Origin of the sequence: Paenisporosarcina sp. TG20 (genome assembly GCF_000286315.1) — a bacterium.
Taxonomy (GTDB): domain Bacteria; phylum Bacillota; class Bacilli; order Bacillales_A; family Planococcaceae; genus Paenisporosarcina.
The window spans coordinates 22,524-35,679 of sequence record NZ_ALJG01000349.1; the positions used below are offsets into that span (position 1 = coordinate 22,524).

General features: G+C 35.3%; 10 protein-coding genes. 2 read left to right on the top strand and 8 right to left on the bottom strand.

What is annotated here, in order from left to right:
- Positions 1 to 171 precede the first annotated feature (171 nt).
- The 3 genes from B371_RS0116885 to dapF form a co-directional block, all read right to left on the bottom strand.
- Positions 172 to 1,578, bottom strand: a complete 1,407-nt coding sequence (locus tag B371_RS0116885) for a cell wall metabolism sensor histidine kinase WalK (protein ID WP_019415493.1) — start codon at positions 1,576 to 1,578, stop codon at positions 172 to 174.
- Positions 1,575 to 2,240, bottom strand: coding sequence for a response regulator transcription factor (locus tag B371_RS0116890; protein WP_019415494.1), 666 nt, complete (start codon positions 2,238 to 2,240; stop codon positions 1,575 to 1,577). Before B371_RS0116890 ends, B371_RS0116885 begins: the two co-directional genes overlap by 4 nt.
- A 118-nt stretch (positions 2,241 to 2,358) precedes the next feature.
- Positions 2,359 to 3,345, bottom strand: coding sequence for a diaminopimelate epimerase (gene dapF, locus B371_RS0116895; RefSeq protein WP_019415495.1), 987 nt, complete (start codon positions 3,343 to 3,345; stop codon positions 2,359 to 2,361).
- 350 nt (positions 3,346 to 3,695) lie between these two features.
- On the opposite strand from dapF, the gene B371_RS0116900 reads away from it, so the two are divergent.
- Complete coding sequence (locus B371_RS0116900; protein ID WP_019415496.1) at positions 3,696 to 4,250, top strand: GNAT family N-acetyltransferase; 555 nt, start codon at positions 3,696 to 3,698, stop codon at positions 4,248 to 4,250.
- Between the two features lie 104 nt (positions 4,251 to 4,354).
- On the opposite strand, the gene B371_RS0116905 is transcribed toward B371_RS0116900, so the two are convergent.
- A complete protein-coding gene (locus B371_RS0116905) occupies positions 4,355 to 5,431 on the bottom strand; it encodes an undecaprenyldiphospho-muramoylpentapeptide beta-N-acetylglucosaminyltransferase (RefSeq protein WP_019415497.1) in 1,077 nt (358 codons plus the stop codon).
- Positions 5,432 to 5,674: 243 nt separating this feature from the next.
- On the opposite strand from B371_RS0116905, the gene B371_RS0116910 reads away from it, so the two are divergent.
- Positions 5,675 to 7,030: an MATE family efflux transporter gene (locus B371_RS0116910; protein WP_019415498.1), complete on the top strand. Its 1,356-nt coding sequence runs from the start codon at positions 5,675 to 5,677 to the stop codon at positions 7,028 to 7,030.
- 32 nt (positions 7,031 to 7,062) lie between these two features.
- Here the strand turns inward: B371_RS0116910 and glgA are convergent, their stop codons facing one another.
- Genes glgA through glgB form a run of 4 tightly spaced genes read right to left on the bottom strand, consistent with a single transcriptional unit; the run spans position 7,063 to position 12,741 of the window.
- Positions 7,063 to 8,511: a glycogen synthase GlgA gene (gene glgA / locus B371_RS0116915; protein ID WP_019415499.1), complete on the bottom strand. Its 1,449-nt coding sequence runs from the start codon at positions 8,509 to 8,511 to the stop codon at positions 7,063 to 7,065.
- A 15-nt stretch (positions 8,512 to 8,526) separates the two neighbouring features.
- The gene (gene glgD / locus B371_RS0116920; protein WP_019415500.1) at positions 8,527 to 9,633 is read right to left on the bottom strand and encodes a glucose-1-phosphate adenylyltransferase subunit GlgD; all 1,107 of its coding nucleotides are present in this window, start codon (positions 9,631 to 9,633) and stop codon (positions 8,527 to 8,529) included.
- A gap of 26 nt (positions 9,634 to 9,659) precedes the next feature.
- On the bottom strand, positions 9,660 to 10,808 hold the full coding sequence (locus B371_RS0116925; protein ID WP_019415501.1) for a glucose-1-phosphate adenylyltransferase: 1,149 nt from the start codon (positions 10,806 to 10,808) through the stop codon (positions 9,660 to 9,662).
- Positions 10,798 to 12,741 (bottom strand): 1,4-alpha-glucan branching protein GlgB, encoded by a 1,944-nt coding sequence (gene glgB / locus B371_RS0116930; protein ID WP_019415502.1) that lies wholly within the window; start codon positions 12,739 to 12,741, stop codon positions 10,798 to 10,800. Before glgB ends, B371_RS0116925 begins: the two co-directional genes overlap by 11 nt.
- Positions 12,742 to 13,156 lie beyond the last annotated feature (415 nt).

The following is a 13,156-nucleotide window of genomic DNA, read 5'->3' on the forward strand; positions in this document are numbered from 1 at the left end:
CTATTTTATCACGATACTCATCGATATCAAAGGAATCATGCACAATGAATTTGCAGAACTTTTTTTCATTTCAATCTTACTCTTATCTATAGAAAATACAATGCATTTTTATAAAATTAAGCAAATTTATTAAATTTGTCGAATGGACTTAATAATAGTAAAGAAAAATTCTCACTTTGTTAATGGTAAAATTATTGAAAAAGTAGAACCAATCTCCTCTTTACTTGTAATTTGAATTGATCCACCTGCATTTTCAATAAGCATTTTAACTATACTTAAGCCCAACCCACTTCCTCCGAGATTTCGAGAACGAGCCGAATCTACTCGGTAAAAGCGATTAAATATCTTTGAAACATGTTCAGGTGCAATACCTATTCCTTGATCTTTGACGTGAACAACAACCTTCTCAATAGTTCGCTCATAGGAAATTGAAATAAAAGCTTGTTCTTTACTATATAAGATTGCATTTGTTAAAATATTGCGAATGATTTGCTGATAAGAGATTGAAGATATGAGTACTTCAATTTCGTCATCAGGAGGTATGATGTGTTCAATTCTTGCCTTTGGATGCACTTGCATTAGTTCCTCTATTATTTCTTTTGTGTGCTTTATAATATTTGTAGGTGGACGGTCTTCTATTTGTTCGCCACGTGCAAGTTCAAGCATTTCATCAATTAACATTTTCATTTGTTTCACTTCTCGCAAAGATATACCGAGAGACTCTTCTAAAATCTTAGGATCATTTTTCCCCCATCTGTTTAATAATGATAAATGGCCTTCTACCACCTGGATTGGTGTGCGAAGTTCGTGAGACGCGTCAGCCATAAATTGTTGTTGTTGTTCAAAGGAAGACTTTAACTTGGACATCATGCTTTCATATACAAAAACTAACTCTCCAATTTCATCCTTTGCATTATAAGAAATCGCTAATTCTTTATTAAATCCATGGGCTGCGACGTCATCCATGGTCATTTTTAATTCTTGAAGAGGTTTTAGCAAATAAGTAGCTAATAAATAACCAATCCATCCTGACAACAGTAATGCACATATACCGAAAAGCATCATAGCTATTAATATATATGTCTTAATCGATTGAAAAGCTTGTAATGGATGTTCGAGCTGGACATACCCTGTAAATCGTCCAAACTGAACATGCCCAATCGCGGATATAGCTGTTGAGTCAGAGGTATTTAAAATATAACCATTACTTGGTAAGTCAAATTCATCAAAAACCGTAAACGTAGACGTATTATTTATTTTAAGTAACTCAATTCCTTCAGAGTTTAACAAACGAACAGTTTGGTCTTTATCAACGATTGAAGTCAGTAATCCTGTATTCTCTTGAATATCTTGCACTGTTAAATATGAACCTTGGGATTCAAAAAATGTTGTTAAATCCCTCATTGACCGATTTACTTCTAGTTCTTCTTGTTGATACAACCATCCCCCTAGTGCAATATATAGGATGATACTCATTGCGGTAAAACTTAAGAAGATAACTGTTGCTGAACTTATTGCCCATTTTTTCTTTAAGGATTGGGAAGCTATCAATTGTGTCAACCGACTTCTCAGGTTCATTCACGCATCACATACCCAACTCCTCTAACTGTTTCTATATAGTTTTTAGGTAACTTTGATCGCAAATGGTTAATATACACATCTACCACGTTTGTTTCAATGTCTGCTAAATACCCCCATACATTTTCTAAAATTAACTCCCTTGCTAGGACCCGATTCTTTTGTTTAATTAAATAAATTAGTAAATCATATTCAGTTTTGGTTAAATCAATAGTATTTTGATTCACTTCTACAAGATGTGCATCTAGGTATATTCTAATGTCTTTAAATGCTAGTTGTGGTGTTCCTTCTTTGACATTATTTGTGCGTCTTAGCACAGAACGTATTCGAGCTAATAATTCTTCAATAGCGAATGGTTTGACAATATAGTCATCTGCCCCTGCATCTAGTCCTGCGACTCTGTCCATAACTGCATCTCTTGCTGTAATTAAAATAATGGGAACCGGGGAAAAGGATCTAATGCGGCGGCAAACTTCTATTCCATTTAGCTCAGGCAGCATAACATCCAGTAAAACAACATCAAATTCCTGTGACTTTGCCGCCTCTAGACCATCTCGTCCAGACACCAGATGTACCACTTCAAAATTTTCGTGTTGCAACTCTAGTTCTATGAAACGAGCAATATTTTTTTCGTCTTCTACAAGGAGTATACGTTTTGCCATCTTTTCACCTTCTATCCTTCTATGTTGTTCGCAATATCTTTTTGAAATAAAATAACACTAAATTTATACTATCTTCATATAATAAGACAAACAGTAATTTAGTTGAGAAATTTCATCCTTAAGATTCGGAATTGCTAGACCAACCATCGTTCACATGTTGCTGTGCTTGTAGCTTAAGTTCTTGGTATTCTTCAATTTCTATTTCATGTTCTATAATTGAATTAGTAATGAATTCACCTGACTCCGATAATTCTCCTGAAAAAGTTGCAAAAAAAGTAGCGTTACCAATTAAAGATAATTTAATATGGTTTTCATTGATTTCCACAGAACATTTTACGAAACCGCCGGGATTATATACTGTTACTTCACCAAAAGGAACCAGTTTGATTGTTGCGGCTACTAAGGCTGATGCTGTCATAGCCGTACCACAGGCATTTGTAAAACCTACGCCACGTTCAAAAGTACGAACAAAAATACTTGATTCATCAACAGGATGAATAAAACTTACATTGACCCCATCCGGAAAATAATCATTTGCTACATTAAAAGATTTAGAAAGTTGTTCTTGATATTGAATGTTTTCAATATATTGTATAGGAACAATACCAATTAAATGCGGGTTTGGAACTGACACAGCAGTAAAGTGAATATCTACCGAAAATCTGGGTAAAACTTCATTTACTATTTGCTTGTGATTTTGATATATCATTGGCAATGTATCAAGGTCAAATGACACAGGTGATATTTCCACTTTGTACGTATCTATACTTTTAAAGATTGGTTTTACTTGTTCCACAGATAATACAGCTTTCATCGTCTCAATTGTTGCTGTTATTTTCCCTGCTTTTTGTAATACAAATCTTGCAACACATCTTAAGCCATTTCCACACATAGATGCTTCTGATCCATCTGCATTATAGACGCGCATTTTAGCATCAGCTATAGTGGACTGTGAAATAATTAATAATCCATCTGCCCCGTTTTCATTAGAGGGGTTGCACATCTTTTGTGCTGTTACAGGCCAATTGTATGTCATGTTTGGCAATTCTTCGTGTAGATAAAAAGTGTTGCCAGAACCGTGCACTTTATGGAAAATAATTGTCATGATATTCCCTCCCAAAGTTCTATCTTTTCATGATAAATCTTATCCGAGAAGGTTACAACTATTCGTTAAATTTCTACTGAAAAATTTGTAACAAAGTTTACAAAAAATCCATGATTTTTCTCTTTGCTTTTTGAAGAAAAATTAGTATAGTATTAAAGTAATTATTTTCTTAAAAACGATTTATTTATTATAAATCGTGAGGGAAGGCAAATGGTGCGCCACCAGCATATGTCTGGTTCTAGTGGGTTCGATTCCCACCCTGAAATTTTTTGTGTAATACAAAATGAAAAATTTCGAGGGGCTAGATCCAGACTTCTGTCTTAATCTGCCCCGATACGGAGGCGTTTATAATGATAAAAAGACGAGAATTGCACGAGTGTGAACATTTATTCGAGTACTTATCTCACCCATCTGTCTTCCCTTTCGTTCGTCAAAAAGCAAATTCAGCTGAAGAATTCCTATTTATGACGAAACAATTAATGGAAGAAGAAGAACGTGGAGAAGTAATTTCACGGACTATTACCGATGATTATGGTATGCCAATAGGAACAATAAATTTATATGATATCCAAGATCAAGCAGGTTTCCTTGGAACTTGGATTGGTCAGCCATTTCAAGGTAAAGGCTATAATCAAAAAGCAAAAGATTTATTTTTAGAAGAACTGTTTTTTAAATATAATATCAACACAGTCTTTGTGCGAATTAAGAAACACAATGAAAAGTCTATTCGTGCTATAAATAAACTTGCTTATACGGTTAATGCAAAAGAGTCCCACCCTAATTTATTTGAAGAAATCAATGTTGCTGATCATCAATATGAGCTTTATCAAATTCCGAAAGACTTGTTTTACATGGCTACTGCTTCTTCTAGATTTGATAATATGGATGAAGAACAAGCGATGTAATTAGCTGACCTGTTATGCAATTAGAAAGAAATTCTACAAAACAAAGTAAATTAATATTGTAATAAAAATACCGCCCACACAAGTATATGTGTAGGCGGTATTTTTCATTTTGCATAAGAAATAATAAGTCTTACCATTTCATTTGGAGTTTTAGGGTATTCTGAGCTTTCCATCAAAAGACGCATTTTATCTGCATCAGCGTTTAAATCTTTTAAACACATCAAAAATGAATCTGGGGTTACCTCTTCTTCTTCAATTACAGAAGCCCATCCTTGTGTTTGAAAAATACGAGCATTAAGTAATTGATCTCCCCGACTTTTTTGTATTGATAAAGGAATTAATAACATCGGCTTGCGTAAAGCTAAGAATTCAAATATTGAATTCGAACCAGCTCTTGAAACAACCACATCTGCTGCATGAATTAAATGAGGTAATTCCTTTGTAACATAGTCATATTGTTTATATCCTGATACATTATGTAATGACTCTTTGACTTTTCCCTTCCCACATAAATGAATGACGTCATACATGTTAAGAATTTGTGTGAGATTACTACGAATTGCCTCATTAACTACTTCTGAGCCTTGACTTCCGCCCATGATAAGTAAAACTGGTTTAAATCCAACGAAGCCACACATCCTAAGCCCTACATCTTTTTTACCTTGAAATAGTTCTGAACGAATAATAGATCCGGAACAACTAGACTTTTTTGAAGGTAGATGTTGTAAGGTCTCTTTAAAGACAGTAAATATGTGATGAGCAAATGTCATTGCAATCTTATTCGCTAGACCTGGAGTAACATCTGATTCGTGAATTACGACTGGAACATTGGCTAATTTACCAGCCATCGCAACAGGAACTGAGACAAATCCTCCTTTTGAAAAGATAACAACCGGCTTTACTTTTCTAACAATTAATAAAGCCTCTATTAACCCTTTTCCAACTTTAAATGGATCAGTAAAGTTTTTGAAAGAAGCGTATCGTCTTAATTTCCCACTTGAAATACCATGATATTTAATATCCGGAAAGGCATCACGAATTAGTTCTAATTCAATACCATCTTTTGATCCAATATAATGAATTTGGAAGCCTTGCTCTTTTAATGTCGGAATTATTGCTTGGTTAAGTGAAACATGTCCTGCAGTTCCTCCGCCTGTTAATACAATTACTTTTTTATTCATGTTTAAATCTCCTATCTTTAATACCATTCACTTAAATTTACAATACAATTGGTTTGCGATTTGATCCTGTACATAATATACACTATTTGAAACCTTAATATGAACGATATACTTGAAATTCAATTGATTACCATTTTAGTTTTGGATGTGCAGGTAAGAAAAAATCAAATTAATCACGCAACTTTTAGTTAATGCATATATGATACAATAGATATGAATTTGAAGAAAATAGGGTGATTTCACATGTATGAAACAATACATCTCAAAGATAAATGGTTGCTAATGTTTAAAATTGTATCACCTATTTTAATTACACAAGTAGCATTATATTTAATTACATTCTTTGATATTTTAATGTCCAGTAGATACGGAAGTAAAGACTTAGCTGGAGTAGCAATTGGTTCTTCATTATGGATACCAATTTATACAGGACTAGCGGGTATACTTATTGCTGTTACTCCAATTGTTGCTCAATTAATAGGAGCTAAAAGAAAAGATGAAGTCAGACTAGTAGTGCAACAAGGTTTATTTTTATCTTTAGCATTATCTATTGTTATTACAATTGCTATATTCTTTGCGATTGACCCTATTTTACAAATGATGACGTTAGAAAATAGAGTTGAAAACATTGCCAAATCATATTTAATTGCAATGACTATCGGAATTATCCCATTATTTGCTTACACGGTATTACGATCTTACATGGACGCATTAGGTCAAACGCGGGTTACAATGATTATAACATTGCTTTCTGCACCTATAAATGTGTGTTTAAACTATTTGCTTATTTTCGGAAAGCTAGGATTTCCAGAACTAGGTGGAGCTGGTGCTGGTTATGCTTCAGCAATTACATATTGGTTAATATTACTAATCACTGTTTTTATAGCACATAGACATAAACCATTTCAACAATATGAACTATTTAAAAATTGGACACGAGTAAATTTTTCTAGGTGGCGTGATATTAGCTTAATTGGAATCCCTATTGGTTTATCTATCTTTGCTGAAACAAGTATTTTTTCTGCAGTCACTCTAATGATGAGTACTTATAGTACTGCTGTTATTTCCGCTCATCAAATCGCTTTAAATTTCACTTCATTACTTTACATGGTGCCGTTAAGTATTTCATTTGGGGCAACAGTTTTAGTAGGGTATGAAGTTGGAGCAAAACGCTTTAAAGATGCACGAACATACAGTTGGCTAAGTGTCAGTACTGCAGTTTTATTTAGCTTATTTTCTGCATGTATTTTATTCTTTTTCAGAGAACAAATTGCAGGAATTTATACGACAGATGAAACGGTTATTCAGTTAACAATTCAATTCTTTTTATACGCTGCACTTTTCCAATTGTCAGATGCCATCCAAGCTCCAGTTCAAGGTTCTCTACGTGGCTATAAAGATGTTAATGTTACGTTTATTATGGCTATTATATCTTATTGGATCATTGGTTTACCGGTTGGTTACCTTCTATCGAAGTATACTGAATTCGGTCCATTTGGATACTGGATTGGGTTAATAGTTGGCTTGACTGCAGGCGCCATTACATTATCATACCGACTCATTCTTATACAGCGAAAAAAACAAGGCATAGTCCATTAAGGACTGTGTCTTGTTTTAGTTTGAAGCATATCTTACTTTACAGCCAAATCTTCTCTCACATCTAATAATAGTTCTTTGTATATTTCAAGATATTGTTCTGAAGATGAAGACCAACTAAAATCAAGTTTCATAGCGCGCTCAACTATAGTACTCCACTTGCTAGGCTGAGAGCGATAAAGTTTGACTGCTCGCTCAATTGTATACATTAAATCGTGGGCATTATAATTTTCAAAACTAAAACCATTTCCTTCGTCTGTAATTTCATTATAAGAAATTACAGTATCTTTCAGACCGCCTGTCTCACGAACTAGCGGCAGTGTTCCATAGCGAAGTGCAAGCAACTGTCCAATACCACATGGTTCAAATTTGGATGGCATTAGGAAAAGGTCGGACCCTGCATAAATTTTACGAGCCATTGCTTCATCAAAGTAAAGGTTAGCTGACACTTTATCGGGATAATAATCGGCAAAATATCTGAATGAATCTTCATATTGCTGATCCCCTGTGCCTAATAAAATAAACTGGACATTCAAACCAATTATTTCGTGGAATACATGTTGAATTAAATCAATTCCTTTTTGATCAACAAGTCTAGTCACCATCGCAATTATTGGTATATCAACGTTTACAGGTAGCCCCAGAGATTCCTGTAGATTCTTTTTATTTCCAGCCTTCCCTTTATGACTATCGTATTGTAGAAAAATAAGCTCATCATTTTTAGGGTCATAGGACTTATTGTCAATTCCATTTACAATGCCATGAACGCCCTTCTTTCGTAAAAATCCATCAAGGTTTTCCCCATAATATGATGTTTGTATTTCAGAGGCATAAGTGGCACTTACAGTTGTGATACGATCAGCAAAAGCTAGTCCACCTTTGAGATAACTAACATTGCCAAAAAATTCTAAACCGTCTATGCGAAAATATTGCTCACTTAAATCAAGTAATTCAGAAAGGACAGACTTTGGAAACACACCTTGGTAGCGTAAATTATGAATCGTAAACACCGTTTTAATACTTTGATAATATGGATTATCTTTATAATGAGCCTTTAATAGAACAGGAATAAGTCCTGTTTGCCAATCATGACAATGAATGATATCAGGCTTATCCTCTAAGTATGGCAAAGCCTCTAATACAGCTCTTGTAAAAAAAGCAAATCGTTCTCCATCATCACCAAAACCGTAGCTACCATGTCTTTTAAAGTAATATTCGTTATCGAGAAAATATACGGATATTCCCTCATATTCAAACTTCTCAATTCCGCAAAACTGATTTCTCCAGCCTAAAGGTACTTCAATACTTTTGATCCATTCCATTTTTTCCTGATAATAGATAGGGAGATCACCATATTTCGGTATGATCACGCTTACGTTTACTTCCTTTTCTAGTAAAGATTGAGGCAAGGCACCAATAACGTCTCCTAGCCCCCCTGTTTTTATGAAAGGGGCGCATTCTGAGGCTGCAAATAAGATATTCATGTTAGTGTCCCTCCATTAAAATACTACTGTTTTTTTAATCACAGTCGGATGATTCTTGGCTGTGATAGTCTGTCCTTTTGTAATGGTTACTTGCTTATCGGTAATAATATTTTCAACTGTTGCGCCTTCATTTACTTCACTTTTTTGCATGAGAATACTGTTTTTGACAACAGCACCTTTTCTAACCTTTACACCACGGAAAATGATACTATTTTCAACTGTTCCTTCAATTATACAACCATTTGCAATTAGCGAATTTGACACCTTAGATGAGATAGAAAATTTGGCGGGTGCCTCATGCTTAATTTTTGTAAAGACTTCCCATGAATCATAAAAATAGGAGCGTAGAATTTCTGGGTTAAGAAACTCCATATTACTCTTATGGTATGTTTCAAGTGAATGGATGAATGGCATATGTCCTTCGAACTTGTACCCTTGTACCTGGAGTTTTCCTAAATTTGCTTTTACAACATCTTTCAAAAAATCAAATTCCTCATTCTCTATACAGTTCTTGATTAATTCGATTAATAGCTGCTTTTTAATCACATATGTTTCCAAGCACACATGACTGCCTTGTCCTGGAGATGTGTATAGCTCAATATCAATGACTTCCCCACTTTGATTAAGCAAACATTTGTGATAAAGAGGCTTGTTCACTGGTTTCCCATCAAAATCCTTAAAAAGGACTGTTATATCTGCCCCTTTGCTTTCATGTTGTTTTATTACTTCGTTAAAATCTATTTTGCAAATATGATGACCTGGAGCAATAATTACCGTGTCGGCATTAGCACGCTGAAAAAATTCGATATGATCATAGAATTGCTGTAAATCTCCTTTAATCTTTCTATCAGGATTTATAGGAGGTAGTATAAATAATCCTTGTGATCTATGATCAAGATCCCATTCCTTCCCCGAACCAAGATGATCCATAACAGATCGATATTTGTCCTTAGTAAATACCGCTACCTTACTTACAGAAACGTTCATTAAGTTTGACATTGTGAAGTCAATCATTCGATAACGTCCTCCAAATGGTACGGAAGCAAGACAACGATGATGGGTCAACTCTTTTAAAATTGGTTGTTCATTGACGAGATTAATAACTCCTAAAACATTTCTCACTAAGCTTCCCTCCTCTTATTAAAGATTTAAAGCTCTGCATACATTGGAGAAATTCGCTGATTTTCACCAATTAAGGTAAGCCCTTGATTTTCATCACATATGACGGCGTTATCTTCTATGATTGATCCACTACCGACTATTACCTTTTCTAAAGTTACATTATTGCCGATTTTGACGTTTGGCATAATGACGGAATCCTTAATTTTCGAACCGAACCCAACTTGAACATTATAGGAAAGAACAGAATGCTCAACCTTGCCAAATACCAAACATCCTTCATTGATTAAGGATTGTACAACTTCTGCTTCTTGTGAGATATATTGTGGAGGATGGTTTGCATTACCTGCGTATATCTGCCAATCAGGGTCTCCAAGCTCTAATACTGATGGTTCTTCCAATAAATCCATGTGAGCTTCCCAGAGGCTTTCAACCGTACCAACGTCCTTCCAGTAGTCAGTAAATCGATACCCTTGCAGATGTACACCTTTACAAAGCATCTTTGGAATTATGTCCTTACCAAAGTCATTAGTCGAAGCACTATCATTTGCATCTTCAGTTAAATACTTTTTGAGAAGTTTCCAATTGAAAAGATAAACACCCATTGAAGCTAGGTTACTTTTTGGATGTTCTGGTTTTTCATCAAACTCAATAATTCGATCAGTATCGTCAGTATTCATAATGCCGAAGCGGCTGGCCTCATTCCAGGGAACTTCAATAACAGCAATCGTGACTTGTGCACCTGTCTCTACATGATTTTTAAGCATCTTGTTATAATCCATTTTGTAAATATGATCCCCTGAAATAACAAGTACATTTTCCGGGTCATAAGTATCGATAAAATGGAAATTTTGATATACTGCATTCGCTGTTCCTTTGTACCATTCACCACCATCTTTATCCTTATAAGGTGGAAGTAGTGCAACCCCGCCATGATTACGGTCTAAATCCCAAGGGCGTCCGTTACCGATATATGAATTTAAAATATGAGGTTGATATTGAGTCAGTACACCCACCGTATCAATTCCTGAATGGGTGCAATTGCTCAACGTAAGATCAATAATTCGGTATTTCCCTCCAAATGGAACTGCGGGTTTGGCTAAATCACTAGTCAATTCGCCAAGTCTAGAACCTTGACCTCCAGCTAATAGCATAGCAACCCATTTTTTAGATGACATTTGTATGAACTCCCCTTTTTCTAGTTTTTGATTGTTTCTTAAATATTGCAATACCTAAAGGGGGAACTGTTATTCCCATACTGCATGTTTGGTTATGGAGCGGTATCTTCTCAGATTGGATTGGAGCAGAATTTATCTGATTCGATCCACCAAACGATGTTGCATCACTATTAAATGCTTCAATAAAATTCCCTTTCGATGGCACACCAATTTGATAATTATGGAAAACAACAGAAGAAAAATTACAAACAACAATGCAATAATCACCTTTGCGCTTCCCTTTTCTCATAAAAGTAATGACACTTTGCTCTCTATTATCATCGATCCATTCAAATCCTTCTTCTTCATGATCAAGACGCCATAGTGAACTGGTGTCCAAATAAAACTTATTTAACTCTTTATAATAATTATAAAAGCTGGAGTGAGCTTCATAATCTAAAAGCATCCAATCAAGTTCTTCTCGGTATTTCCATTCATCAAACTGTCCAAATTCACTGCCCATAAATAATAGTTTTTTTCCTGGATGTGCGAATAAATATCCGAACAGCAGACGTAAATTCGCAAATTTTTGCCAGTAATCTCCTGGCATCTTATTAACTAAAGAGCGTTTTCCATGGACCATTTCATCATGCGAAAATGGAAGTATATAATTTTCGGAATATGCATAAAAGAATGAAAAGGTCAGTAGGTGATGATGCTTCGGACGTTCATTTACATCAAGTTTCATATATTCAAGTAAGTCATTTGTCCAGCCCATATTCCATTTATAATTGAAACCAAGCCCGCCTTCATCCGTCGGATTGGTCACAAGCGGCCACTCGGTTGCTTCCTCTGCCATCATCAAGACTCCAGGATATTTTTGAAAAATGGTTTCATTTAATTTTTTCAGAAAATCAATTGCTTCTAAGTTTTCTTCTCCACCATACTGATTCTTCAATTTAACAGGAAGCGGGTTATCATGATTTAAATAGATAATTGAAGACACTGCATCGATTCGATAACCATCAACATGATAAAGATCCATCCAAAACATAGCGTTAGAAATCAAAAAGCTTACAACTTCCGGTTTGCTATAATCAAAGCTATATGTGCCCCATATAGGACGCTCAGAACGTAAGAACTCAACTGGTTCATATAGCGGTGTTCCATCAAATCGACCAAGCCCTTGGATATCCTTACAAAAATGAGCGGGTACCCAATCAAGGATTACACCAAGCCCTACTTGATGACAACGATCTATAAAATACATTAATTGCTCAGGTGTGCCGTAACGACTAGTGACTGAATAAAACCCAGTAATTTGATAACCCCATGATCCGTCAAATGGATGTTCCATAACAGGCATTAACTCAATATGAGTAAAACCGTTATCCACAGCATAATCTACTAATTCCTCAGCGAGTTCTTGATAAGTACAAAATTCTCCATCCGGCTTTTGCTTCCAAGAAGCCAAGTGGACTTCATAAATCATCATTGGTTTATGGTATACATCCGCCTTTGTTCGGTTTGCCATCCATTTCTGATCGTTCCATTCATATGAATCTAACTTATAGACTACGGACGCGGTTGCAGGTCTCAGCTCAGAATAAAAGGCGTACGGGTCTGCCTTTAATTCCTTTTGTCCATTTTGTCCGGTAATCTCATATTTATAGATATCCCCCTGTTTTAGGTCGGGGATAAATAGAACCCATATACCAGAACGTTCGATACGTTCCATCTGGTCCTGAGTACCATTCCAATTGTTAAAGTTGCCCACGACGGATACCTGACTTGCATGGGGTGCCCAGACAGCGAAGCGAACACCTTGAAGATTGTTATCAGAAATGATATGAGCACCGAGTATTTTATAGCTTTCAAATAGTGTTCCTTCATGGAAAAGATATATATCAAAATCACTCGGGTATAGCAGTTCAGGCAATTTAATTTTTTCCATATTTCACACCTCTTCCATCCTATGATTATTTAATTCTCTTTAATCGTACTTATTCCAATTATTCGCTATTAATCGTAAAAAACCTTTATTTAAATTTATATTTTTATAATAATCAGTGAATTAGAATTATAAAACTCTTTATTTTTATAAAGACTATATTATGATTTATGAGACTCTTATACTAACTTACAAATGTGAATTTCATTTTCTAGTACGGTAGCTTTTATAGAGAGAAAGAATCACATATTTACCATTAAGAAAAACCGGGCAGAATACGCCCGGTCCTTTATAAGATAGCCTTCTATTAAATTTTTGTGATTTCCGTTACAGGCGGACGCTTTCCGCGGGCGGTCCGTGAGCCTCCTCGTCGCAAGCGCCTGCGGGGTCTCACCTGGCCTCGCTTTTCCCAGTCAAG